Annotated in this window: 18 protein-coding genes; 7 read left to right on the top strand and 11 right to left on the bottom strand. The window is 62.9% G+C overall.

The window, feature by feature from the left end; all coding sequences use genetic code 11:
- Positions 1-80 precede the first annotated feature (80 nt).
- From LOY53_RS07835 to ppsA, 4 genes are all read right to left on the bottom strand, one after another.
- Positions 81-1,076, bottom strand: coding sequence for a zinc transporter ZntB (locus LOY53_RS07835; RefSeq protein ID WP_027596674.1), 996 nt, complete (start codon positions 1,074-1,076; stop codon positions 81-83).
- Positions 1,077-1,103: 27 nt separating this feature from the next.
- Entirely contained in the window at positions 1,104-1,595 is a 492-nt protein-coding gene (gene rraA, locus LOY53_RS07830; protein WP_252827172.1) for a ribonuclease E activity regulator RraA, read from the bottom strand.
- 213 nt (positions 1,596-1,808) lie between these two features.
- Positions 1,809-2,801, bottom strand: coding sequence for a lysophospholipase (locus LOY53_RS07825; RefSeq protein ID WP_258703819.1), 993 nt, complete (start codon positions 2,799-2,801; stop codon positions 1,809-1,811).
- 102 nt (positions 2,802-2,903) lie between these two features.
- Positions 2,904-5,279 (bottom strand): phosphoenolpyruvate synthase, encoded by a 2,376-nt coding sequence (ppsA, locus tag LOY53_RS07820; RefSeq protein ID WP_027596677.1) that lies wholly within the window; start codon positions 5,277-5,279, stop codon positions 2,904-2,906.
- Between the two features lie 177 nt (positions 5,280-5,456).
- Between ppsA and LOY53_RS07815 the strand changes: the two genes are divergently transcribed.
- Positions 5,457-6,275: a pyruvate, water dikinase regulatory protein gene (locus LOY53_RS07815; RefSeq protein ID WP_027596678.1), complete on the top strand. Its 819-nt coding sequence runs from the start codon at positions 5,457-5,459 to the stop codon at positions 6,273-6,275.
- Between the two features lie 83 nt (positions 6,276-6,358).
- Here LOY53_RS07815 and LOY53_RS07810 read toward each other — a convergent pair whose 3' ends face one another.
- Positions 6,359-11,224, bottom strand: coding sequence for an NAD-glutamate dehydrogenase (locus LOY53_RS07810; protein ID WP_258703818.1), 4,866 nt, complete (start codon positions 11,222-11,224; stop codon positions 6,359-6,361).
- Positions 11,225-11,498: 274 nt separating this feature from the next.
- Between LOY53_RS07810 and LOY53_RS07805 the strand changes: the two genes are divergently transcribed.
- On the top strand, positions 11,499-11,852 hold the full coding sequence (locus LOY53_RS07805) for a hypothetical protein (protein WP_252827169.1): 354 nt from the start codon (positions 11,499-11,501) through the stop codon (positions 11,850-11,852).
- Positions 11,853-11,908: 56 nt separating this feature from the next.
- Here the strand turns inward: LOY53_RS07805 and LOY53_RS07800 are convergent, their stop codons facing one another.
- The 5 genes from LOY53_RS07800 to LOY53_RS07780 all read right to left on the bottom strand — a co-directional run bounded on the left by LOY53_RS07800 (position 11,909) and on the right by LOY53_RS07780 (position 17,552).
- Positions 11,909-12,193, bottom strand: coding sequence for a type II toxin-antitoxin system RelE/ParE family toxin (locus tag LOY53_RS07800; RefSeq protein ID WP_252827167.1), 285 nt, complete (start codon positions 12,191-12,193; stop codon positions 11,909-11,911).
- 7 nt (positions 12,194-12,200) lie between these two features.
- Positions 12,201-12,434 carry a type II toxin-antitoxin system Phd/YefM family antitoxin gene (locus LOY53_RS07795; protein ID WP_027596682.1) on the bottom strand — a complete coding sequence of 78 codons (234 nt, stop codon included), beginning with the start codon at positions 12,432-12,434 and terminating at the stop codon, positions 12,201-12,203.
- Between the two features lie 359 nt (positions 12,435-12,793).
- A complete protein-coding gene (locus LOY53_RS07790) occupies positions 12,794-13,159 on the bottom strand; it encodes a hypothetical protein (RefSeq protein ID WP_258703817.1) in 366 nt (121 codons plus the stop codon).
- 209 nt (positions 13,160-13,368) lie between these two features.
- Positions 13,369-16,458, bottom strand: a complete 3,090-nt coding sequence (locus LOY53_RS07785; RefSeq protein ID WP_258703816.1) for a MexW/MexI family multidrug efflux RND transporter permease subunit — start codon at positions 16,456-16,458, stop codon at positions 13,369-13,371.
- Positions 16,455-17,552: an efflux RND transporter periplasmic adaptor subunit gene (locus LOY53_RS07780; protein ID WP_252827157.1), complete on the bottom strand. Its 1,098-nt coding sequence runs from the start codon at positions 17,550-17,552 to the stop codon at positions 16,455-16,457. The genes LOY53_RS07785 and LOY53_RS07780 overlap by 4 nt, the downstream gene beginning before the upstream one ends.
- A gap of 114 nt (positions 17,553-17,666) precedes the next feature.
- On the opposite strand from LOY53_RS07780, the gene soxR reads away from it, so the two are divergent.
- From soxR to LOY53_RS07760, 4 genes are all read left to right on the top strand, one after another.
- Positions 17,667-18,131, top strand: coding sequence for a redox-sensitive transcriptional activator SoxR (gene soxR / locus LOY53_RS07775; RefSeq protein WP_408981369.1), 465 nt, complete (start codon positions 17,667-17,669; stop codon positions 18,129-18,131).
- A 204-nt stretch (positions 18,132-18,335) separates the two neighbouring features.
- On the top strand, positions 18,336-19,106 hold the full coding sequence (locus tag LOY53_RS07770) for an aldolase (RefSeq protein WP_408981368.1): 771 nt from the start codon (positions 18,336-18,338) through the stop codon (positions 19,104-19,106).
- 44 nt (positions 19,107-19,150) lie between these two features.
- Positions 19,151-20,044, top strand: coding sequence for a dihydrodipicolinate synthase family protein (locus LOY53_RS07765; RefSeq protein ID WP_252827153.1), 894 nt, complete (start codon positions 19,151-19,153; stop codon positions 20,042-20,044).
- Positions 20,045-20,231: 187 nt separating this feature from the next.
- Entirely contained in the window at positions 20,232-21,446 is a 1,215-nt protein-coding gene (locus tag LOY53_RS07760) for a benzoate/H(+) symporter BenE family transporter (protein WP_252827152.1), read from the top strand.
- Here LOY53_RS07760 and LOY53_RS07755 read toward each other — a convergent pair whose 3' ends face one another.
- Positions 21,447-22,763 carry a DUF2235 domain-containing protein gene (locus tag LOY53_RS07755; RefSeq protein WP_258703815.1) on the bottom strand — a complete coding sequence of 439 codons (1,317 nt, stop codon included), beginning with the start codon at positions 22,761-22,763 and terminating at the stop codon, positions 21,447-21,449.
- A gap of 229 nt (positions 22,764-22,992) precedes the next feature.
- Here LOY53_RS07755 and LOY53_RS07750 point away from each other — a divergent pair, with 229 nt between their 5' ends.
- A complete protein-coding gene (locus tag LOY53_RS07750; RefSeq protein ID WP_027596692.1) occupies positions 22,993-23,952 on the top strand; it encodes a MoxR family ATPase in 960 nt (319 codons plus the stop codon).
- Positions 23,953-23,956 lie beyond the last annotated feature (4 nt).

The following is a 23,956-nucleotide window of genomic DNA, read 5'->3' as shown; positions in this document are numbered from 1 at the left end:
ATCGCGCTGCGAGATAACTCAATGCAATGCCGGAGTGAGCGGGCTTGCCCGCGAAGGGGCCAGTACAGGTCAATAGCCATTCACACCCACCGCAACCGCCGGAACAGCCACCACTGCCCCACCGCCAGGCCCAGCACCAGTAGGCTGGCGAACAGGAAGCCATACGGGCTGTTCGACCCCGGAATACCGCCGACGTTGATGCCGAGCAGCCCGGTAACGAAGCTCATGGGCAGGAAAATACAGGTGATGATGCCGAAGCGGTACATGGTCCGGTTCATCCGCTCGCTGCGGCGCCGGTCCTCGCTCTCAAGCACCAGCGCGGCTCGCTCGCGGGTCAGCTCGAGCTCTTCGAGGTAGCGGATCAAGCTGTTGTTCAACTCGTTCCAGTAGTCGGCGTCGGCATCGGCGAACCAGCTCCACTTGCTGCGTGACAGCTGGGCGTAGATTTCACGCTGCGGCGCCAGAAAACGCCGCAGGCCAGCAGCCCGGCGGCGGATCTGCTGCAGGCTGCCCTGCTCTGGTGTGTACCGTTCGTCGGATTCGACCTTTTCTTCTTCGAGATCGACCAGTTCGGACAGGTCGCTGACCAGGCCCTGGACCTTTTCGGTCAACAGCTCCCCCATCAACAGCAACAACTCGGAAGCCGACTTCGGCCCCCTGCCCTCGCTGAGCAACTGCAGAATCTCATCGCTGGCCCGCAGCGGCCGCAGGCGCAGCGAGATAACCCGTTGCGCCTCGGCGAAAATGCGCACCGAAACCATGTCTTCAGGCTCGGCGCCCGGGTTGAGGTTGACCCCGCGCAAAAACAGCAACAGCTGTTCATCCACCAGCGGCAGCAAGCGCGGCCGGGTGTTTTCTTCCAGCAGCAAGTCGCAGGCAAACTCGCTCAGGCCGCTGTCGCGCAGCAGCCAGGTACGGGTTTGCGGGTGGCTGCGGTCCCAGTGCAGCCAGAGGCTTTCCTGGGGGTGCAGTTGCAGGTCGTCCAGTTCGGTACGGGCAATCGAGCGCGCGCCGCCTTTGCCATCGAGCACCAGGGCATGCACCAGCCCCCACTGCGCGTTGTCTTCCTCGAACATCAAAGCTCCATCAGCGCGTGCGGCGCATCACTCCGGCATTTTCAGCGGGCTTGGCGAGACCAGCACGCCATTGTTGTCGGCATATACGTATTCACCCGAGCGGAAGGTCACACCGGCGAAGGTCACTGGCACGTCGAGCTCGCCGATGCCGCGCTTGTTGCTCTTTTTCGGATGGCTGGCCAGGGCCTGCACGCCGACGTCGGTCTGGATCAGGATGTCCACGTCGCGTACGCAGCCGTAGATCACCAGGCCTTCCCAGCCATTTTTGGCAGCCTTCTCGGCTAGCATGTCGCCCAGCAGCGCACAGCGCAGCGAACCGCCGCCGTCGACCACCAGCACCTTGCCCTTGCCGTCGAGTTCGACCTGCTCCTTGACCAGCGAGTTGTCTTCGAAGCATTTGAGGGTGACGATTTGGCCGCCGAACGAATCGCGGCCACCGAAGTTGCTGAACATGGGTTCGAGCACCTGGATCAGGTCGGGGTAGGCGTCGCAGAGGTCGGGCGTTACGTAATGCTGCATGGGAAGCTCCTGTCAGTCACAACGAAAGCGGGTGTGGGCCAAGGCTACACCGGAGAGGCTGTCGCAGTCATCCAGGACTGAGTGGTCAGCTTGTGCCTGTACTGGCCCTTTCGCGGCAAGCCCGCTCCTACAGCAATACCACTGGCCTTGAAGCTGCAGTAATCCTGTGGGAGCGGGCTTGCCCGCGAAAGGGCCAGTGCAGGCCGCAAAGAATCAGCTGGCCAACACAGGCTCCACCATCACAATCGAAGCATGCACGGGCACCAAGGGGTCCCTCAACCAGCGCTCCACCAACGGCCAGACCTGAGCCTGGGCCGGCTTGCTGACCAGCATGTCGACATGCCCGAACGCCTCGAAGCCTTCCTCGCGCCCCAGCCGCAGAAACTGCTTGCGCGCCCCGCCCAACTGCTCGAACAGCTTGCGGCAAGCCCATACAGGGTCCTGGAAGTCGCCCGCGCCGGCCACGGCCAGCACCGGCACATCGACCCGTGCAAGCCCGGCCCACCAGTCATTGTCCTTGTCGCCAAAGCGCCCGAACAGGCCATGCCAGCGCATGCTTTCGAGGGCCAGGCCGATCGGCTCGTCCTCGGGGCCACGTTTTAACCGCTGCCCCGGAATCTGCCGCCATCGCTTGAGCAACAACTTCGCCCCCCACACCACCGGCGGCACTTTCAAGGGCCAATACACCCGGCTGACCTGGGTGCCAAAAAAAGCGGCGCTGGCGACCTGCTCAGGGGTCAGAAACCCGCCACCCAGCGCGGCGGCCAGGGTAGTACCGCCCAGGGAATGGCCAACCCAGTGCGGCGCCTGGCCGGCCTGCTCCTGAACGAACGCGGCGATCAAAGGCAAGTCATCGCGGGCATAGTCGGCGACACGGTTGTGCTGCCACTGGCGATTGCGCGGCGACAGGCCATGGCCTCGCATCTCCGGGATCCACACATCGAAACCTGCGCGGGCGAGAAACGCGCCCAGGCCGATGCCTTTGGGCGAATACCAAAAACGGCGGTTGGAGAAACTGCCGTGCAAGAGAATGACCGGTACGCCCTGGGCGCCCGGCTGGTCAGCCAACCCGAGGCGGGTCACGGCCAGCTCGACGCTCGGGTCTGGGCTGTTGCCAGCCTTGATCCGGTACACGTCCTCGCTCAGATCGCCTCGGCGCTCTGCGCTGAGCAAGGCCACGGGAAATAAAGTGCTGCTGCTATGCATAAGGTTGCTTGGTGCACAAAAAAGGGCGGGAACCATTACTGGAACTCGCCCTGGATAAAACCAGGCGGGAGCGCGCCAGACGCGCTCCCGCAATTCACTGTATCAGGCTGCGCCCTGGCCCTCGGCCAGGAAGAACCAGGTCTCGAGCACCGAGTCCGGGTTCAGCGACACGCTTTCGATGCCCTGCTCCATCAGCCATTTGGCCAGGTCCGGGTGGTCCGATGGGCCCTGGCCGCAGATGCCGATGTACTTGCCAGCCTTGTTGCATGCCTGAATGGCGTTGGCCAGCAGCTTCTTGACGGCCGGGTTACGCTCGTCGAACAGGTGCGCAATGATACCCGAGTCACGGTCCAGGCCCAGGGTCAGCTGGGTCAGGTCGTTGGAGCCGATCGAGAAGCCGTCGAAGTATTCCAGGAACTCTTCGGCCAGAATCGCGTTGGACGGCAGCTCGCACATCATGATCACGCGCAGGCCATTGTCGCCACGGGCCAGGCCGTTTTCAGCCAACAGGTCGATGACCTGGCTGGCTTCGCCCAAGGTGCGCACGAACGGCACCATGATTTCGACGTTGGTCAGCCCCATTTCGTTGCGCACGCGCTTCAGCGCGCGGCATTCGAGCTCGAAGCAGTCACGGAACGATTCGCTGATGTAACGCGAAGCGCCACGGAAGCCCAGCATCGGGTTTTCTTCTTCCGGCTCGTACAGCTTGCCGCCGATCAGGTTGGCGTATTCGTTGGACTTGAAGTCCGACAGGCGCACGATGACCTTTTTCGGGTAGAAGGCTGCCGCCAGGGTGCTGATGCCTTCGACCAGTTTCTCGACATAGAAGCCGACCGGGTCGTCGTAGCCGGCGATACGCTTGTCGACGCTGTCCTTGAGCTCTGCCGGCAGGCCGGCATAGTTCAGCAGCGCCTTGGGGTGCACGCCGATCATGCGGTTGATGATGAACTCCAGGCGCGCCAGGCCGACACCGGCGTTGGGCAGCTGGGCGAAGTCGAAGGCACGGTCCGGGTTGCCGACGTTCATCATGATCTTGAACGGCAGGTCCGGCATGGCGTCGACCGAGTTCTGCTTGATGTCGAAGCCCAGCTCGCCTTCGAAGATGAAGCCGGTATCGCCTTCGGCGCAGGAGACAGTTACGCCCTGGCCATCCTTGAGCAGTTGGGTGGCGTTGCCGCAACCGACAACGGCCGGAATACCCAGCTCACGGGCAATGATCGCCGCGTGGCAAGTACGCCCGCCACGGTTGGTGACGATGGCGCTGGCGCGCTTCATGACCGGTTCCCAGTCCGGGTCGGTCATGTCGGAAACCAGCACGTCGCCCGGCTGGACCTTGTCCATTTCCGACACGTCGTTGATCACGCGCACCTTGCCGGCGCCGATGCGCTGGCCGATGGCGCGGCCTTCGACCAGTACGGTGCCTTTCTCTTTGAGCAGGTAGCGTTCCATGACATTGGCGCTGGAACGGCTTTTTACGGTTTCAGGGCGGGCCTGAACGATGTACAGCTTGCCGTCGTCACCGTCTTTGGCCCACTCGATGTCCATCGGGCGCTGATAGTGCTGCTCGATGATCATGGCCTGCTTGGCCAGTTCATTGACTTCGGCGTCGCTCAGGCAGAAGCGGGCGCGTTCGGCGCGGTCGACTTCGACGGTCTTGACCGAACGACCGGCCTTGGCCTCGTCGCCGTAGATCATCTTGATCGCCTTGCTGCCCAAGTTGCGGCGCAGAATGGCCGGGCGGCCTGCCTGCAAGGTGTTTTTGTGTACGTAGAACTCGTCAGGGTTGACCGCACCCTGCACGACGGTTTCACCCAGGCCATAGGCGCCGGTGATGAACACCACGTCGCGGAAGCCCGACTCGGTGTCGAGGGTGAACATCACGCCGGCGGTGCCGGTCTCGGAGCGGACCATGCGCTGCACGCCGGCCGACAGGGCCACCAGCTTGTGGTCGAAGCCCTGGTGTACGCGGTAGGCAATGGCGCGGTCGTTGAACAGCGAGGCGAACACTTCTTTGGCCGCGCGGATCACGTTGTCGACGCCGCGGATGTTCAGGAAGGTTTCTTGTTGACCGGCAAACGAGGCGTCCGGCAGGTCTTCGGCGGTGGCCGAAGAGCGCACGGCTACGGCCATGTTGTCGTTGCCAGCGGCCATTTCGGCGAAGGCCGTACGGATTTCCGCATCCAGACGCGCCGGGAACTCGGCTTCCATGACCCACTGGCGAATCTGCGCGCCGGTTTTGGTCAAGGCGTTGATGTCATCCACGTCCAGCGCATCGAGTGCGGCATGGATCCGGTCGTTGAGACCACTCTGTTCGAGAAAATCGCGGTACGCCTGCGCCGTAGTGGCAAAGCCGCCCGGCACCGATACACCAGCACCCGCAAGGTTGCTGATCATCTCGCCCAGGGATGCGTTCTTGCCCCCCACATGCTCCACATCATGGACGCCGAGCTTATCGAGGGAAACTACGTACTCTACCAAGGTGATCTCTCCACTAACTGTGTTGGAAAAGCTCAAAGGCGCCCGCCTGTCTGCTTTGACTTGGCCGGGCGTTTGTGGCCTGTACCTGGAAAATAAGTGAGAATGCCGACAGCCGCATTCGGCAAACCGAACTTATCATATCCAAGAAACGTCATCAGCTTAAGGCCCAGGGTGCAAATGAAAAGAACCGCGTTCTTCATCTCCGACGGCACCGGCATCACCGCCGAGACCCTGGGGCAAAGCTTGCTCGCTCAATTCGAAAGCATTCCGTTCAACAAATTCACCCGTCCCTACATCGATACGCCGGACAAAGCGCGCACCATGGTGCAGCAAATCAACGCTGCCGCCGAGCGCGATGGTGTGCGCCCAATCATCTTCGACACCATCGTCAATCAGGACATCCGCGAGATCCTGGCGACCTCGAATGGCTTCATGATCGACATCTTTTCGTCGTTTTTATCCCCGCTCGAGCAAGAATTGACCGCCCATTCGTCGTATTCCGTCGGCAAATCCCACTCGATTGGCGGCAACTCCAACTACATGGAGCGTATCGAGGCGGTCAACTTCGCCCTGGACAACGATGATGGCGCGCGCACGCACTACTACGACAAGGCCGACCTGATTCTGGTGGGTGTCTCGCGCTGCGGCAAGACGCCAACCTGCCTGTACATGGCCATGCAGTTCGGTATTCGTGCGGCCAACTACCCGCTGACCGAAGATGACATGGAGCGCCTGCAACTGCCGGCGGTGCTGAAAAAGCACCACAGCAAGCTGTTTGGCCTGACCATCGACCCGGACCGCCTGACGGCCATCCGCCACGAGCGCAAGCCCAACAGCCGCTATTCCAGCTTTGCCCAGTGCGAGTTCGAGGTGCGCGAGGTAGAGAGCCTTTTCCGGCGGGAGAACATTCCCAATATCAATTCCACGCATTTTTCGGTGGAGGAGATTTCGGCGAAGATTCTGGTGGAAAAAGGCGTGGAGCGGCGGTTCAAGTAAGCCTGCAGCGGCCTCTTCGCGGGGCAAGCCCCCTAAAAAAGCCCCGGCATCACTGCCGGGGCTTTTTCATTTCAGACTATCGATCAGGACGGCACCACCACCGCCTGCCCGCTCATGGCCAGGTCGACCAGCTCGCGGTTGGCCACCGCGTACATCGCATAGTCAGTCCCGGTGGCATTGCGCAGGTCGTCCAGCATCGCGCGCCAGCGCTCGACCATCACCCGGTGCTGCTCAGCCCACAGCGCCACGCGGGCATCCATGTCCTGCGGTGCATCGACCATCTGCAGCACAGAAATGGTGATCGCCCGCTGCTGCAGGTCGATATCGTCGCGGAACGCCTCGCGGGCCAGGGCCTGCCAGTTGTTTTCCACCGGCAGGTTGCTGATCTCCTGCAGGTACCAGGTCAGGTCCAGCGAGCTGCCCACGGCAAAGAACGCCTTGGCCACCTGCGCCGGGTCATGGCCGGTCACATCCGCCGCCTCGATGATCGGCAACAAGGTGTACAGGTGGCTGGTACCGGCCACCATGCGCGCCAGCAGCTCTGGCACACCGGCGTCGACAAAGCCCTGGTAGCGAACCATCCAGCGCTCGCGGGTCGGGCCTTCCAGCAGTTCGTCGAGCTTGAGCCCCAGTTGCGCGATTTTCGGCCCGAAATGCGCGGTATCACGCCCAGCATCCTGCTCGTTGCGGCGGCTGCGCAGGAACCAGCGCGTGGCACGGCGGCCCAGGCGCATCAACTCGTCCATCAGGGTCAGCTGGATTTCGGCCGGCACCTGATAGTCCAGCGCTTCGATCTGACGGAACCAGTGCGGCAGGTGGAAGATGTCGCGCACGATCACATAGGCGCCCGCCACGTTGGCCGGGCTCATGCCGGTCGATTCCTTCAGGCGCTGGACGAAGGTGATGCCCATGTTGTTGACCAGGTCGTTGGCGATCTGGGTGCTGACGATCTCGCGTTTCAGGCGATGACGGCGCATGGACTCGGCGAACTTGCTGACCAGTGACGGCGGGAACGCGGTCTCCATGTCGCGGGTCAGGTAATCGTCGTCAGGCACCAGCGACTTCAGCAGCTGCTCCTTGAGGTCGATCTTGCTGTACGAGATCAGCACCGACAGCTCGGCACGGGTCAGGCCCTGGCCAGCCGCCAGGCGCTCGGCCAGTTGCTCTTCGGACGGCAGGAACTCGATGGCACGGTCGAGCTTGCCACGCCCTTCCAGGTCCGCCATCAGGCGCTTGTATTCGGCAATCCGCTCGCGGGCGCGGCGGGCCGCCAGGGACAACGCCTGGGTCTGCTTGTAGTTGTTGCCCAGCACCAGCGCGCCGACTTCTTCGGTCATGCTGCCGAGCAACTGGTTGCGCTGCTTCTCGGTCATGTCGCCACCCTGCACCACTTCATTGAGCAGGATCTTGATATTGACCTCGTGGTCCGAGCAGTCCACGCCGCCGGCGTTGTCGATGAAGTCAGTGTTGGTCGCGCCGCCATTGAGGCCGAACTCGACCCGGCCAAGCTGGGTCATGCCCAGGTTACCGCCCTCGCCCACCACCTTGCAGCGCAGCTCATTGCCGTTGACGCGCAGGGCGTCGTTGGCCTTGTCGCCGACATCGGCGTGGCTCTCGCTGCTGGCCTTCACATAAGTGCCGATGCCGCCGTTCCACAGCAGGTCGACCGGTGCCTTGAGCAGTGCGTTGAGCAGTTCGGTCGGGGTCAGGCGGTCGGCTTCGATGGCAAAGCGTTCTTTCATCTGCGGGCTGATGGCAATGCTCTTGGCACTGCGCGGGAAGATCCCGCCGCCTTCGGACATGATGCTGGTGTCGTAGTCGCTCCAGGCCGAACGCGGCAGGTCGAACAGGCGCTTGCGCTCGGCGAAGCTGTTGGCCGGCTCCGGGTTCGGGTCGATGAAGATGTGCAGGTGGTTGAACGCCGCCACCAGCTTGAGTTTGTCGGACATCAGCAAGCCATTGCCGAACACGTCGCCGGCCATGTCGCCGACCCCGATCACGGTAATCGGGTCTTCCTGCACGTTGATGCCGCGCTCGCGGAAGTGGCGCTGTACACCCACCCAGGCGCCACGGGCGGTGATGCCCATCTTCTTGTGGTCATAACCGGCCGAGCCGCCCGAGGCAAAGGCGTCGCCCAGCCAGAAGCCGTAGTCGATGGCGATGCCGTTGGCGATGTCCGAGAACGTCGCGGTGCCTTTGTCGGCGGCCACTACCAGGTACGGATCGTCTTCATCGTGCCGCACTACGTTGGCCGGCGGCACCACGCCCCCGTCCTTGAGGTTGTCGGTGATGTCGAGCAGGCCAGAAATGAAGATGCGGTAGCAGGCAATGCCTTCGGCAGCGATCTCGTCACGGCTGCCGCCCAGGGGCAGGCGGCGCGGCAGGAAGCCGCCTTTGGCGCCGACTGGCACGATGACCGAGTTCTTCACCTGCTGGGCCTTGACCAGGCCGAGCACCTCAGTGCGGAAGTCTTCCTCGCGGTCCGACCAGCGCAGGCCGCCACGGGCGACGTTGCCGAAGCGCAGGTGCACACCTTCGACCCGTGGCGAATAAACGAAGATCTCGAACTTGGGTACCGGCTTTGGCAGCTCGGGGATCAGCTTCGGGTTGAACTTGAAGCTGAAGTACGACTTGTTGTGGCCGTTGGCATCGGGCTGGTAGAAGTTGGTGCGCAGGGTGGCCTTGATCAGGTCCAGGTAGCGACGCAGGATGCGGTCTTCGTTGAGCACCTGAACATCGTCCAGCGCCGTCAAAATCGCCTGCTCCAGACGCTGCTGCTTGTCGTCCAGGTCGTCTTGGGTCAGTTTGCGCGCCAGGTAGAAGCGGGTCTTGAACAACCGGGTCAGTTCGCGGGCGATACCGGTGTGGTTGTTCAAGGTGCTGGCGATATAGCCCAGGTCGAAGCCCAGGCGGATCTGTTTGAGGTAACGGGCATACGCACGCAGCAGCGCCACATCGCGCCACGGCAGGCCGGCGGTCAGCACCAGGCGGTTGAAGGCGTCGTTCTCGGCATCGCCGCGGACGATGTGGATGAAGGCGTCCTGCAGGGTGTCGTTGAGCTGCTGGATATCCAGGCTCAGGCCTTCGCTGTAGGTGAAGGCGAAGTCATGGATCCAGTACTCACGGCCATTGGCGTGGCGCAGGCGATACGGGAACTCGCCAAGCACGCGCAAACCGAGGTTTTCCAGAATCGGCAAGACATCGGACAGCGCCAGCGGGGTGTCGGCGTGGTACAGCTTGCAATGCAGGGTACGCTCGCCGACCTGGGTCAGCGGCTGGTAGAAGCTCATGGCCAGCGGCTTGCTTTCAGACAGCCCCAGCACATGCTGCAGGTCGACCACGGCCGAGTGCGCCGCGAAGCGTTCGCGGTAGCCCGCTGGGAAGCCTTTGGGGAAGTCGGCCAGGATGTTGGTGCCTTGGGCTTCGCCAAAGTTCTCTACCACCAGGGTCGAGTAATCGTCCTGCCACGAGCGGCAGGCCTGAATCACTTCGTTTTCCAGCTGCTGCGGGTCGATGTCGATGCGGTTCTTCGGGTCGACCCGCAAAATCAGCTGCACGCGCGCCAGCACCGATTCGGAGAAGAAGGTCCAGAACTCGCAGTCGCTGGCTTTGAGGCGCTCCATCAGCACCTGCTGGATCTTCTGCCGCACTTCGGTGGAGTAGACCTCGCGCGGCACATAGGCCAGGCAGTAGCAGAAGCGGCCGTAAGGGTCTTTGCGCAGGAACACGCGAATCTTGTTGCGTTCCTGGATCTGCACGATGGCCATGACCGTGCTGAACAGCTCATCGATCGGGGTCTGGAACAGGTCGTCGCGCGGCAGCACTTCGAGCACCTGGGCCAGTTCCTTGCCCAGGTGAGCCTTGGGGTCAAAGCCCGAACGGCGCTCAACTTCGGCAACCTTGACCCGGATGTACGGGATGGCATGCACGCTCTCGCCATACACCGAGGAGGTGTACAAGCCCATGAAGCGGTGTTCCTTGACCACCTTGCCATCCGCGTCCAGCTGGCGGATCGACACGTAGTCCGGGTAGGCCGGGCGGTGCACGCGGCTGGGCAGCGCGGCCTTGGCGAAGGACAGCAGCAGCGGCTCGTTGAGGTAGGCCACGGCGTAGTCTTCGATACGCAGCTCTTCAGCCGTCAGCCCCACGCGCAGGCGCCGTGGCAGGCCGAGGAACGACTGTTCGTCGTAGACCATCTGGCCGCCATCGCTGCCGCCCTGGACGGTGAATTCTTCGTAGCCAAGGAAGGTGAAATGGTTGTCCAGCAGCCACTCGAGAAACGCCTTCACCTCGCCTTTGTCATGCTGCGCCGGGCCAAACGCGGTCTGTTCCACCAGCGCCACGACTTCGCGTAGCTTGGCCTTCATCGGTTCGAAATCGGCGACCGCCACCCGCACTTCGGCCAGCACTTGTTCGATTTCACGGGCCAGCACCGTCAGTTCGGCGGCGTTGGCGCAGCGGTCGATCTCCAGGTACATCAGCGACTCATGGCGCACGCCTTCGCCGTGGGTCCCCTTGGGCAGCAGCTCCAGCAGCTCGCCTTTGGCGCCGCGGCGTACGCTCAATACCGTGGTTTGCAGGGTGTGGATGCTGTAGCCACGGCGGTTGAGCTCGGTGCGCACCGAGTCGACCAGGAAGGGCAGGTCGTGGTGCAGCACCTCGACCACGGTGTGGGTCGATTGCCAGCCGTTGCGTTCGTAATCAGGGTTGTACACCCGCACTTGAGGTTGTTCGGCGTCGAAGCGCTCGATGATGCGCCAGGCAGAAAGGGTACAGCCAGCCAGGTCGGAAAGCCTGCGCTGGGTGAGTTCGTCCATAGAGATGATGCCGAAGAACTGTTCGGCGAACAGCGCCACTTGTGGCAGTGCCTGTTCGCTGATGTGCTGCGCCAGAGCCGCTTGCAGTTGATGCTGGAAGTCGGCCTTGCTGGCTGCGGTGAAAAACGCCATCTGTGGTACTCCGCTTGGGCTTTGTAATAATTGAAGCGTCGCTCGCGTGCGCCGTGTACGGATCAACAATAGCCAACCCGTGGCATGGCGGACGGTTATAACCAGGCGTTGGACGTGCACAGCACGCCCAGGGCTCGCCGAAGCTTAACGACTGAGTAGTCACCAACGCTTGCAGCGCTGCGACAATTTCGGTCAAGGGGGGGTAACTTTACGTTTATGGATACGTGCAAGACTGTCAGAATTCCCTTCCGTTTCCTTTGACCTGAGCCTGTCCATGCAAATCAACACCGCCCTGCTCTTCGCCACCCCTTGCGATGACGAGGAAGACAACATGGCGACCCTCTGCTGCCACAGCGACAAGGGTCAGATGTTCCTGCTTACCCGTTACCCGGATGAAGACACGGTCGACCTGACCCTGGATGACGAGCCGTCGACGCTGGACGGGCTGAAAGTGACCCTGAGCGCGCAGCGCCTGCTGATCGAAGTGGCGGCCGGGGACCGCGATGCGCTGAGGGGGGATGAAGCGCTGGAGATCATCCTGACCAGCGAACTGAGCGACATGGACGAGGTGAAGGAGACGCTGCAGAACATTCTTGAGGGGACGGGGACGTTTGTCTGCGAGGTTTGAGGGCTGTCATTTCCCAAGCAGGGAACCCTAAATCCCGCTCAAGCGGGACTTAGGGTTTACACACGTTTATAGGCAGCTTCGTACACTTCATCATCGCGCCTGGCATCTATGCAGAGAACCAAAACGATCTCGGTGCCGTTAATTCGATAGACAATGCGCACATCGCCTGTGCGAATTCTGCGGCAACCCGCCAGCACGCCCCTAAGGGGCTTGCCTAGCTTGTCAGGCTCGCCTCCTGCGATACGCTCACGCACCACTCTGAGGACTCTTTGTGCCTCCGCGCGCCCAAGCTGCAGAAGGTCATTTTCTACTTCAGGGTGAAACCTGACATTCCAGATCATCGCGTTCCTACCTGAAGCGAGCCTCCATATCTTCAAGGCTCACGCTATTTTCCTCTTTCAGGCTGAGTAGGCGCTCGGCAGCCAGCCGTTCTGCGCGCAGATCTTCGAGCTCGTCCTGCATGGCTTGGTAGGCCTCAACACCTATCAGCACAGCAGCCGGCTCATTGTCCTTGAAAATGACGAGGTGGGTTGCATCCCCGCTCGTCACTTCCTTTAAACGCGCTCCAAACGTTCTAGCCATTGCCGTAGCAGACACCGCCTGCTCAGCTCTGGTCATTAGTCCAGCCATCGCATGCTTGCTCCCATCGGTTTGCTGCATTGCCTCCAAAGAGTAAAGGGAGACGGGAGGAGATGCAGCGGCTCCCCCGAATCGACAACACACAATATTGCGTAAAATCATACGCAAATCAACACACACAAACGCCATCCTGATGCGTGGTATGTGCTGTGCGACACGACGCGGAAAGCGCGAGACTAAATTCCCAACGTGCAGCGTGCAACGGGATCCGATCCAGACCCTGTCACCGGCAGGCATGCGCTTGAGCACCCGGCTGTGGACCCGGGTGATCAGCGGCAAGTGAGCGCTGCGGGGGGCTGCTGCTACTCGACGAGCTCGACGTAGCGGGATTCGCCTCCCCCCGTCGCACCCGACAACCAGCCCCAAACGAAGTGCAGCGTGGTGCGACCGGCTTGATCGAGCCCCACCGTACCGCGCGACCAGCCGGCCAGCATTTCACCTTCAGTGGTCAAACACTGAAAAAGAAGCTCGATCGTGTCGGGGCCTGTAACACGGCCTACCTGATTGCCAATCCCGATCCTGCCGCCCTGATAGTGGCTGGTGATGGCGCCTCCATCGACAACGTAATGAAAGACCGTGCCAGCACCGGAGAGCCCTTGTGCATTGTTCGCTACCGCGAATCGGCGATTGTGCAGGCGCTCGGCGACGGGTGAAAAAGCAGTGTCCATCAGTGTCGTGTCCTTCCAGTGAGAGTCCATTTTGGCCTACGCGCACCTTAAACCAGAACGCGCCTAACCGGGCATTTGCGCGCCTGTTCCTCTGGGCTGGGCTGTCACGCAGAGCACAAAAATCGCAAGCGAGCCCCGAATCCTGTGGGAGCCGGCTTGCCGGCGATGCAGGCGCCGCGGTATATGGCACCGGGGCGCCACATGAACACTCAAGGCATACTCCCCCCAACGCTCCGCTCGGCGTCTGCCAGTTGCTGTTTACGCAGGGTGGTCAGCCGGTGATCTCGCGCCAGCCAGGTGTAGATAGCCGGCAGCACGAACAAGGTGAACAGCGTACCGATCAACATGCCGCAGACGATCACCACACCCAGCCCAAAGCGGCTGTTGGCCCCTGCGCCACTGGCAAATAACAGCGGTATCACACCGAAGGTCATCGCCGCCGTGGTCATCAACACCGGGCGCAGGCGAATTTGCGCGGCGCGCACAATGGCCGCCGCACGGTCAAGGTTGTCGCGCACCTGAATCTCGTTGGCGAACTCCACCATCAGGATGCCGTGCTTGCTGATCAGCCCGATCAGCGTGACCAAGCCAATCTGCGTGTAGATGTTCAACGTGGCCCAACCCAGCGCCAGCGGCAGCAACGCACCGCAGATCGACAACGGCACGGTCACCAGGATGATCAGCGGGTCCACCAGGCTTTCATACTGCGCGGCCAGCACCAGGTAGATCACCACCAAGGCGGCAAGAAAGGCCCACATCAGGGCAAAGCCTTCCTGCACATACTGGCGCGACTCCGATTGCCAATCATGGCTGAAACCGGGCGGCAGCTCGGCGGCAAGCTGCTGCAGAAATGCCACCGCCTTACCCATCGAAACACCGGGCGCGGGGATGGCCTGCAGGGTGCTTGCGTTCTGCTGGTCGAATTGCAAAAGGCGGTTTGGCGCGACCTGCATGTCCAGGCGCACCACCGTGGACAACGGCACCAGGCTGCCATCTTCGGCCCGCACGTACTGGCGGTTCAGTGCCGACGGGGTCAGGCGCTGGTCCTGGATGCTTTGCGGGATCACGTCATAGGCGCGGCCGAACAGGGCAAAGCGGTTCAGGTACTGCTCGCCCACCAGCACGCCCAGCGACTCGCCGATGTCCTGCATGCTGATCCCCAGGCTGGCGGCCTTGGCGCGGTCGATGCTGACCTTGACCACCGGGTTGTTGTAGTCCAGGTCGCTGTCCACCACGCTGAACAAACCGCTCTCGCGGGCGCGCTGCTTGAGCACTTCCATGGTCTGGTACAGCACCGGGTAATCCTGGGCACTGCGCAACACCATCTGTACCGGCAAGCCACCACTGGAACCTGGCAACGACGCCACCTGGAAGGCGAAGATACTGCTGCCCTCGATGTCCGCGACCGCCTGTTGCAGTTGCGCTTGAATCTGTGAGGCAGAGCGCTCGCGCTGCTGCCATGCACTGAGGTTGATGCCACCGAAGCTGGCCGCCGTGCCGTCGGTGCCGTTGATGATCCAGGTGTCGGTGGTTTCGGGAATCGATTTCATCACCTGGTCGAGTTTGCTGGCAAAACGCTCGACGTAGTCCAGGCTCGCCTGTTGCGGCGACTTGATTGCCGTCAGCACGGCCGCCTGGTCCTCCGGCGGTGCGAGCTCGCGCTGTGGCAACAGGTACAGCCAGGGCAGGCTCAGGCAAACCAGTAGGGCCACACCAGCACTGAGCCAGCGTCGCGCCAAGGTAAACGCCAAGGCCTGGGCATAGGCCGCCATGAGCGCAGCGAACACCCTTTCGGCGAAATGCGCCATGGCCCCGTCCTGCTGGCCGGGTTTGAGCAGCAACGAACTCATCACCGGCGACAGAGTCAGTGCAACGACGCCCGAAACGATCACCGCCCCCGCCAAGGTCAGGGCAAATTCACGGAACAACGTACCGGTCAACCCACCCATCAAGCCAATGGGCGCGTACACGGCGGCCAGGGTCAGGGTCATGGCGATCACCGGCCCGGCGATTTCCCGGGCACCGGCCAACGCCGCCGCCACCGGTGTTTGCCCTTCTTCGATGTGACGGTGGACGTTCTCCACCACCACGACGGCATCGTCCACTACCAGGCCGATGGCCAGCACCATCGCCAACAAGGTCAACAGGTTGAGGCTGAAGCCGAACGCCAGCATCAACCCCGCTGCACCCAGCATCGATAACGGAATGGCCACCACCGCGATCGTCACGCTGCGCAGTGACCCCAGGCACAGCCAGATCACCAGCACGACGATCAGCATCGCTTCCACCAGCGTGCGCAACACTTCTTCGATCGAAGCCTCGATGAACCGCGCCGTCTCATAGGCCAGCGCCACCTTCACACCGGGCGGGAGCGTTTGCTGGATCTGCGGCAACAATTCGCGAATGCCGTCGACGATGATCAGTGGGTTACCCGATGGCGTGGGGAACAACCCCAAGTGCACAGCGGGTTTACCATCCAGGGTGGCACTGGTGCGGGTGGCCGCCGCGCTCAGTTCGACAGTGCCCACATCACGCAGGCGCACAAGGTCGGTGCCGTCGTTGCGGATGATCAGGTCACGGAAGTCTTCGACGCGGGTCAGGTCGGTGTCGACCTGGATATCGGCCAGCACGAACTGCCCGCGCACCTGCCCCGGTGTCGCCTGGTAATTGTTGGCCCGTACCGCTTGCGCGACGTCGGCAGCCGTCACCCCGCGCCCGGCCATCTGCTCACTGTCGAGCCACAGGCGCATGGCCAGGCTCTGCCCGCCGAAGGTCTGCACCTTGGCCACGCCGTCGATCCCCGAAAGCAGCGGCTCAACCACCCGCGACAGGTAGTCACTGAGTTCCGGGATAGACAGGGTCTGGCTGGAGAAGCCGACATACGCCACCGCCGTAGAGTCACCGGCAGAAAGCTCCACCACCGGGTCGTAGGCTTTTTCTGGCAAGCGGTAGCGCACCTGGTTGACCTTGGCCATGGTCTCGGCCAGCGCCTGGGTCGAGTCTCGGTTGAGCAGCATGCGCAGGGTAATCAGGCTGCGCCCCTGCAGCGATGATGACGACATGAAGTCAACGCCCTCAACCGATGAAACCGCCTGGCTGATCGGCTGGGTCACGAAGCCTTGCATGAGTTCGGCGGAGGCGCCGGGATAGTCGGTACTGATGGTGATGGTCGCGCTCTCCAGCAAGGGGTACTGGCGCACCGGCAACTTGCCCAGGGCGAACAGCCCCATCAGCACGATCAGGCTGCTGACCACCAGCGCCAGCACGGGGCGACGCACGAAGGTATCGGTGAAGTTCACGGTTGCTGCCCCCCGGCCACGTCCAGCAGGCTGTCTTCTGCGACCTGCTCGACCTGCATGCCATCACTCAATTTCAGCTGGCCGGAAACCACCACCCTGTCGCCCGGCGCGAGGCCCGAGGTGACTTCCACACGCCCCTGCCAGCGCTCACCGGTCGTTACCGGTACTCGGCTGACGCTGATGACGCCCTGCTGATCCTGGCTGGCAATGAACACCGTCTGCCCGTAGGCGGTGTAGGTGATCGCCGTTTCCGGCACGGCCAGTACCCTCGACAGCTGCGCGGCAGGCAAACGGACCCCGGCATACATGCCCGGCTGCAGCTGCCCATCCAGGTTCGGCAGGGCAGCCTGCACCTGGACCAGGCGCGACTTGCTGACCAGCGGATCGACCGCCACTACCTGTGCCTGGAACACCCGCCCGCGCACAGCATCGACGGTCAGTTCCAGCAGTTGCCCGACATTCACCTCGGGGGCCGCCTGTTCGCTGAGGGAAAAATTGACGTGCAACTGGCGCGTATCCGTCAGGCTGGCAATCGCCTCGCCAGCGCCCAGGTACTGGCCCTGGTGAACACGGCGAATACCCACATTGCCTGCAAACGGTGCGCGTATGGCTTTTTGCGCAATCAGCGCTTCGACATGCTGCAGCTCACCCGCGGCCACATCCACCGCCGTGGTCGCGTTATCCAGCAGCTCTTGCGAAACGGCATTCAGCGCGCGCAACTTACTGGCCCGCTGCGCCGCGACCTGGGCATTGCGCAGCTTCGCCCGCAGTTGCACGCGCTGAGCCTGTTCGGGCGCATCGTTGAGCTGTACCAGCAACTGCCCGGCACGGACGGCCTGCCCCGACGCAAAGGCGATGTGGGTGATGCGCCCTGCCACCTCGGCCGCGACCTGCACCTGGTTGACCGCCTCCAGCTCCCCCGAGGCAAAACGTTGCCGCGCCAGGTCGACCGGCTCGGCAGTGGCCAGCGCAACTTTGGTGACCGGCCACGCCGCAGCCTGTTGGGCCGCAACCCTACTGCCCGACAATGCGTAGACGCCGACCAAGGCACCGACAGCGGCGACAGTCATGGCCAGTAACATCCTTTTGTTCATGCCTTGCTCCGATCAGCGGGGTGGTTGCAGGAAAGATCGGGCAGGACTATAAGAGCTCAACTTAACTTGAGGTCAACAGGTGTGACAGCCAAATCATCCACCAACAGCACGCGGCTGCTGACTGTCGGCGAGGTCGCCAAGCGCAGCGGCGTTGCGGTGTCCGCTCTGCACTTCTACGAATCCAAGGGGCTGATCGCCGGCACGCGCACCGCCGGCAACCAGCGGCGTTACCCCGCGCTGGTGTTGCGCACCATCGCCATCATCAAGGTGGCCCAGCGCACCGGTATCCCCCTCGAGGTCATCAAACGTGCCCTTGGCCGCTACCCGCCGAACAGCAAACTCACGGCCGCCCAGTGGGGCGAGATGTCATCGGCCTGGCGAGAAGACCTGAACGCACGCATCCGCACCTTGGAAGCGTTACGCGACAGCCTGGACAACTGCATTGGCTGCGGCTGCCTGTCGCTGGAAGACTGCCCGCTGCGCAACCCCGAGGATGTGCTGGGCAAGGACGGTGCAGGGGCCAGGATTCTAGAAAAAGAAACCGCAGGCGGGATGCTGCCGGAGCAAAGCCCGAATTAGCGGTCGCCTGTATTGGGGCCGCTTTGCGGCCCCGGCATTCTCTTGGCGTGAGCATGCCTTCATGGGGTATCCCATGGTGCGATGACACTTTGCTTGCATATGACACAATGTGTCATTAAGATCGACGTGTGTCCTCAAGCCAACCACGGCAACCAGGACGTCATCGCCCTTATCCCGTGCAGGTACCCCACTGTGACCACGACCATGCAGACCCCCAAGGACCAGCTCGTCAAACGTGCCCAACAGCAAATGCTGACTGCGCTGGCCGACAACACCTACACCGCGCGGCAGAAGCTCGCACTGACCTGTCGGATTTTGTTCGACGGCGGCCACGATTCGGGCCTGGCCGGGCAGATCACCGCACGCGCTGCGGAACCTGGCACCTATTACACGCAACAGCTTGGCCTGGGCTTCGACGAGATCTCGGCCTCCAACCTGCTGGTCGTGGACGAAGACCTGACGGTGCTGCAAGGCCAGGGCATGGCCAACCCTGCCAACCGCTTCCACAGCTGGCTGTACCGCGCACGCCCCGACGTCAACTGCATCATCCATACCCACCCGCTGCACAGCGCGGCCTTGTCGATGCTCGAAGTGCCGCTGGCCATCTCGCACATGGACCTCTGCCCGCTGTTCGACGATTGCGCCTTCCTCAAAGAATGGCCAGGCGTGCCGGTGGGCAATGAAGAAGGCGAGATCATCGCCAGCGCCATCGGCGACAAGCGGGCCATTCTGCTTTCTCACCATGGCCTGCTGATCGCCGGTCGATCGATCGAAGAAGCCTGCGTACTCGCCCTGCTGTTCGAACGTGCGGCGAGGATGCAGTTGCTGGCCATGGGCGCCGGTGAAATCCGCCCGATCCCCGAAGCACTTGGCAAAGAGGCCCATGACTGGATTTCCACGCCAAAACGCCATGGCGCCGCGTTCAGCTACTACGCGCGCCGTGCCTTGCGTGCCCATGGCGAGTGCCTGGGCTAATTGCAGCTGTCCCCCTTCCTGAACAACGGCAAAGGTGCCTGGTCATGTCTACACCTGTAATTCGCGGCGTCATCGGCTACACCATCACTCCCTTCGCGGCAGACGGCTCGGTCGATCTGGACGCCCTGGGCACATCCATCGACAGCCTGATCCAGGCCGGTGTGCACGCCATCGCCCCGCTGGGCAGCACGGGCGAAGGTGCCTACCTGTCCGAGGCCGAGTGGGAAGCTGTGGTGCGCTACAGCCTGGAGAAAATCGCTGGTCGCGTGCCCAGCGTGGTCAGCGTCTCTGACCTGACTACCGCACGTACCGTGCAGCGCGCCCGCCTGGCCCAGGCGGGCGGAGCCACGGCGGTGATGGTGTTGCCCATCTCCTACTGGAAGCTGACCGAGGCTGAGGTGGTCGACCACTACAAGGCGGTCGGCGCGGCAATCGACATCCCGATCATGCTGTACAACAACCCGGGCACCAGCGGCACCGACCTGTCGGTGGAGCTGATCTTGCGCATCCTCGGCGAGGTGGCCAATGTGACCATGGTCAAGGAAAGCACCGGCGACATTCAGCGCATGCACCGCCTGTACACCGCGACCGATGGCAAGGTGGCGTTCTACAACGGCTGCAACCCGCTCACCCTGGAAGCCTTGGTTGCCGGCGCCGCTGGCTGGTGCACCGCAGCGCCAAACCTGATCCCCGCATTGAACCTGGCTTTGTGGGACGCCGTGCAGAAGGGCGAGCTGGCTGAAGCACGGGCACTGTTCTACCAACAATACGCGTTGCTGGCATACATCACCCAACGCGGCCTGCCCACCACCATCAAGGCCGGGCTGAAAATGCTTGGCCTGGACGTGGGGGCGCCGCGCCTGCCGCTGCAACCACTGGACGTTCAAGGCAGTGCCTACCTGAAAGGGTTGCTGGACGCATCAGCTGCCCGCACCTAGCAGCACCGTTTAGGAGCAGCCTTGCGCTGCGAAGAGGCCGGTGACAACACCATAAATCGTCGCTGCTATTACGGCCCTCTTCGCAGCACAAGGCTGCTCCTACCCGGCGTGCGCCACGCTGGCGATCATCGTTCTGTGCGAACACGCGCAGAGGCACTCATCAATCACATAAGCACGGAGGCCACCTGTGACAACGCCTGCTCAACACCCATCGGCATCGCTTGGGCTGACCGACATCCTGCACCCCGCCATCGCCGGGTTGGTTTCGGTCATCGTCAACTACGGCGGCACTTTCATCCTGGTGTTCCAGGCAGCCAAGGTCGCCGGGCTAAGCCCGGAGCTGACCTCGTCATGGGTCTGGGCGGTGTCGATCGGGGTAGGTATCACCGGGCTTGTCTTGTCCTGGTACAGCCGCGAACCCTTGATAACGGCCTGGTCCACCCCGGCTGCCGCGTTTCTGGTCACGGCACTGGCCAGCGTGCCCTACGCCGAGGCCATTGGCGCGTACCTGCTGTCCGCTGCCGGCTTCGTAGTGCTGGGCCTGACCGGTTACTTCGAAAGGCTGGTCCGGATCATCCCAGCCGGGGTCGCGGCAGGGTTGCTGGCCGGTATTCTTTTACAGTTCGGCATCGGCGCATTTGCCGGCCTGTCAGTCGACCCGGTGCTGGCCGGGTTGCTCATCGCAGCGTACGTGGTGTTCAAACGCTTTACTGCCCGTTACGCGGTCGTAGGCATTCTCGTCCTCGGCCTTGCTTACCTGCTGGTCCAGGGGCAGGCCGGCCTTTCGCAACTCACGCTGGAAATCGCGACACCGGTGTTCACTGCCCCGGCCTTTACCCTCAATGCAGCCCTCAGCGTCGCGTTGCCGTTGTTCCTGATTACCCTGACCGGGCAATACATGCCCGGCATGCTGGTGCTGCGCAACGACGGCTTCAAGACCAGCGCCAACCCGATTGTCGCAGTCACCGGCCTGGGCTCTTTGCTTATGGCGCCGTTCGGCTCGCACGCGTTCAACATTGCGGCCATCACCGCCGCTATCTGCACCGGCAAGGAAGCCCATGAAGACCCGGCCAAACGCTGGATCGCGGGGATCGCCGCAGGGGTCTGCTACATCCTTGTGGGGGTATTCGGCGTCACACTTGCCAGCGTGTTCATGGCACTCCCCGCCACCTTCATCACCACCCTCGCCGGCCTTGCGCTGCTGGGTACCATTGGCACCAGCCTTGCCGGTGCAATGGCCGACGCGAAGTCACGCGAAGCCGCGCTGATCACCTTTCTGGCAGCCGCCGCCAACATCACCCTGTTGGGCATCGGCGGGGCCTTCTGGGGCTTGGTCATCGGCCTGCTGGCCTACGCGGTACTGAACGGGCGCGCCCCTGGGTTCAAACGTACTCAGCCGTAATCACCCCATCGGGTCTGCATGCTCCACCCGCCCCGCTTCGCCAGGCCGATTGACGAACAGCACGTCCAGCGTGCTGTTGCGCAGGCCCTTCACGGGGTTCCAGTGCGCCGAGGTGTGAATGTACGTGTCGCGCAGCAGGCGCTGCTCGCCCTCGGTCAGGCCAACATCGGGGCGGGTACCCAAGGCAAAGCCATGCAGCTTGCGGCTGATTTCCAGCAAGTCATCGGGCAGCCGATGGGCTTCATCGCCGCCCAGCTCGGCAAACGGCACCCCACCACGCACTGCCAGTTCACGCATGATGCTCAGGTACACCCGGGAAAGATGGCCGGCCACGTCCCTCTCCCGATAAACCGCCGCATACACCTGCTTTTGCGCCTCGTCCGGCTTGCCGCCGGCAATTGGCTGCTCCCAGGTCAGCACCCACGGCCGTGGTTCCCCCAGCTCGGCAAATGCCGATGTCAGCAAGGTGCTGGCCGCCGAGTAGGCGCGGGTGCATTCGGCCTTCGTGCACGCGGGCACCCGCTGCGACTGGGGTTTGCACAGCAGCACCTGCTCCTGCATGCACGGCAGGTAGCCCCCGCCAATGTTCGAGTGTACGCCCGGCACGACAATGTCACCCTCGCTGCGCACCAGCGGGAAGTTATGCCGGCGCTCGTCACCGGCCACCAATTGCACCACATGCCGCGCAATGCCCTTGCCCAGGCCCAGGCGCAAGCCGCCGTGGCGATCGTCGGCAGGGTCGAAGTCCCCCTGCAACGGCGCGACGATGGCCGCCACGGTGTCGAACAGGCCAATGAAATTGATGCACACAGCACACGAGGTGCCCAACAGGTTGCTCGCGTCATCACACAGCACATTGGCCAGGTGCCTGGCGGCAGCGGCGCCACGGCTAAAGCCGAACAGGTCGAGCTCGACCCGCGCGAGCCACGTTTGCGGATACGCCGAGCACCAGCCCCGCAACTGGTCGGCAATCATTGTCACGGCTTCGGCAACGCGCGCCTCGACGCCGGTACACCCACGCCCGGTGGCCGAGGCAAAACTGGAATCCGCCGCCCCCGCGGTAGTGCCGATGCCCTCGACATACAGCTTGAGAAAGGCCATCGTGCCCGGCGCAGGGCTACCGACGGCCGGGTACAGCGCGTGCAGCAAAGCCACATTGCTCCAGGCATTGCCATAGCTGGTACCGGCCAGCGGCCCCGAAGCCTGGCCCGCCGCCGTGGCATTGCCCAGGTTGTTGCCGGTGCCATCAAAGAACACGCCAACGCGCAAAGTCGTTGGCGCAATGGTATCGAAGCTACTGCGGTGGGTTTGCATCATCGTGCGTCCTGCGTGCTCAAAGAGCATCAGCAGGCGCCAGGGCACAGCGGCCGGCTATCAGCCAACGCCGAACGTTACGCAGGACTTGTCGACAAGCCCACGCCCGACGGCCTGGATAAATTTGCCAGCCGCCATTGGTCGCCACCCCCCCGGATAGATTAAAGTATCACCCCTTGCCGAGGCAGCTGTTCCCAGCGCGCCTGCGGCCCAATACCAGGAACCGTCGCCGATGGAACACCGTGAAGCGCTGATCGCGCTGCGCACCTTTCTTTCCACCCAGATCCTAGGCCAGGAAAAGCTGGTCGAGCGGCTGTTGATCGTGCTTTTGGCCGACGGCCATATGCTGGTCGAAGGTGCCCCCGGGCTGGCAAAGACCAAAGCCATCAAAGAACTCGCCGAAGGCATCGAGGCGCAGTTCCATCGCATCCAGTTCACCCCCGACCTGCTGCCGGCCGACATTACCGGCACCGAAATCTACCGCCCGGAAACCGGCAGCTTCGTCTTCCAGCAGGGGCCGATCTTCCATAACCTGGTGCTGGCCGACGAAATCAACCGCGCCCCGGCCAAGGTCCAGTCGGCGCTGCTCGAAGCCATGGCCGAGCGCCAGGTCAGCGTGGGCCGCAGCACGTACGACCTGTCACCGCTGTTCCTGGTCATGGCCACCCAGAACCCCATCGAGCAGGAGGGTACCTACCCGCTGCCCGAAGCCCAGCTCGACCGCTTCCTGATGCACGTAAAAATCGGCTTCCCCGACGCTGCGGTGGAACGGCGCATCCTGCTGCAGGCACGCGGCGAGGCACTGGGCGGCGAGACCAAGCCCGAGCGCCGGGTCAGCCAGCAGGCCATTTTTGCCGCGCGCAAGGAAATCCTCGGCCTGTACATGGCCGATGCCGTGGAGGAATACCTGGTGCAACTGGTCATGGCCACGCGCACGCCGGCCAAGTTCGACGCCGAACTGGCCGACTGGATCGCCTACGGCGCCAGCCCGCGTGGCTCGATCTCGCTCGACCGCTGCGCGCGTGCGCACGCCTGGCTGGCCGGGCGCGACTTCGTCAGCCCCGAGGACATCCAGGCGGTGCTGTTCGATGTGCTGCGCCACCGCATCATCCTGTCGTTCGAGGCCGAGGCTGCGGGGATCGACCAGGACCGCGTGGTCCAGCGCATCCTCGACGTCGTCGCCGTTGCCTGACCCC

This window comes from Pseudomonas sp. B21-031 (genome assembly GCF_024748985.1).
Taxonomy (GTDB): domain Bacteria; phylum Pseudomonadota; class Gammaproteobacteria; order Pseudomonadales; family Pseudomonadaceae; genus Aquipseudomonas; species Aquipseudomonas kermanshahensis.
The sequence above is the reverse complement of the archived record's forward strand: the minus strand, read 5'-3'. Positions and strand labels throughout refer to the sequence as shown.

What these genes read in the sequence shown, in the direction of transcription:
- LOY53_RS07835 (WP_027596674.1), bottom strand. Translation starts at nt 1,076, where the DNA reads ATGTTCGAGGAAGACAACGCGCAGTGGGGGCTGGTGCATGCCCTGGTG.
- rraA (WP_252827172.1), bottom strand. Translation starts at nt 1,595, where the DNA reads ATGCAGCATTACGTAACGCCCGACCTCTGCGACGCCTACCCCGACCTG.
- LOY53_RS07825 (WP_258703819.1), bottom strand. Translation starts at nt 2,801, where the DNA reads ATGCATAGCAGCAGCACTTTATTTCCCGTGGCCTTGCTCAGCGCAGAG.
- LOY53_RS07815 (WP_027596678.1), top strand. Translation starts at nt 5,457, where the DNA reads ATGAAAAGAACCGCGTTCTTCATCTCCGACGGCACCGGCATCACCGCC.
- LOY53_RS07810 (WP_258703818.1), bottom strand. Translation starts at nt 11,224, where the DNA reads ATGGCGTTTTTCACCGCAGCCAGCAAGGCCGACTTCCAGCATCAACTG.
- LOY53_RS07805 (WP_252827169.1), top strand. Translation starts at nt 11,499, where the DNA reads ATGCAAATCAACACCGCCCTGCTCTTCGCCACCCCTTGCGATGACGAG.
- LOY53_RS07800 (WP_252827167.1), bottom strand. Translation starts at nt 12,193, where the DNA reads ATGATCTGGAATGTCAGGTTTCACCCTGAAGTAGAAAATGACCTTCTG.
- LOY53_RS07795 (WP_027596682.1), bottom strand. Translation starts at nt 12,434, where the DNA reads ATGGCTAGAACGTTTGGAGCGCGTTTAAAGGAAGTGACGAGCGGGGAT.
- LOY53_RS07790 (WP_258703817.1), bottom strand. Translation starts at nt 13,159, where the DNA reads ATGGACACTGCTTTTTCACCCGTCGCCGAGCGCCTGCACAATCGCCGA.
- LOY53_RS07780 (WP_252827157.1), bottom strand. Translation starts at nt 17,552, where the DNA reads ATGAACAAAAGGATGTTACTGGCCATGACTGTCGCCGCTGTCGGTGCC.
- LOY53_RS07770 (WP_408981368.1), top strand. Translation starts at nt 18,336, where the DNA reads ATGCAGACCCCCAAGGACCAGCTCGTCAAACGTGCCCAACAGCAAATG.
- LOY53_RS07765 (WP_252827153.1), top strand. Translation starts at nt 19,151, where the DNA reads ATGTCTACACCTGTAATTCGCGGCGTCATCGGCTACACCATCACTCCC.
- LOY53_RS07755 (WP_258703815.1), bottom strand. Translation starts at nt 22,763, where the DNA reads ATGATGCAAACCCACCGCAGTAGCTTCGATACCATTGCGCCAACGACT.
- LOY53_RS07750 (WP_027596692.1), top strand. Translation starts at nt 22,993, where the DNA reads ATGGAACACCGTGAAGCGCTGATCGCGCTGCGCACCTTTCTTTCCACC.